Genomic DNA, 568 nt, shown 5'->3' on the forward strand with positions numbered 1-568 from the left:
AGGTCGCAATGAGCATTAACCGCGATAAATACCTCACCAAAATCAAAAAGCTGCTGCGTCTGGCTAAAGGCACCTCCAGCCCGGAAGAAGCGGCCAATGCGATGGCGAAAGCGCAGGCTTATATGCGTGAGTACAATCTCAGTGCCGCCGATGTTGAATTTTCCGGGATAACAGAAGCTGACAGTTCCGGTGCGCCAAGTAACGCCCAAAGGTCACCCATTTATATGCACGCTCTCATTGACCTTATCTGCAAATCTTTTGGTGTTGAGTGTTATGTGACGGGGAAATATCGCCATTCCCGCTCGCTGAAGCGGTTTGTACGCTTCTATGCACCAGGCCAGCGTGCCGAGGTTGCTGCTTACGCTTTTGATGTTCTCTCCCGGCAGATTATGCAGGCCCGTAAAGAGTACCAGGTGAAGCACTGTAAACGCTGCAAGCCTGCTACCCGTATTGCTCGCGGCGATCAGTTCTGTGAGGGCTGGGTATATGGTGCTTCTCAGGTCGTAAAACCCTTTGCTATCCCACCCGGAGAGAAAGGCGTGATTGAGCGCTATGCCGCCAAATTACG

At 52.1% G+C, this 568-nt stretch carries 1 protein-coding gene; it reads left to right on the forward strand.

Annotated elements, in window-relative coordinates; translation table 11 throughout:
- Nucleotides 1-8: 8 nt before the first annotated feature.
- Nucleotides 9-568, forward strand: a 560-nt coding sequence (locus CNE01S_RS24170) for a DUF2786 domain-containing protein (RefSeq protein ID WP_082763289.1), incomplete at its 3' end; no start/stop codon positions are given.

It is taken from the genome of Cedecea neteri NBRC 105707 = ATCC 33855, assembly GCF_001571265.1.
GTDB classification, from domain to species: Bacteria; Pseudomonadota; Gammaproteobacteria; order Enterobacterales; family Enterobacteriaceae; genus Cedecea; species Cedecea neteri.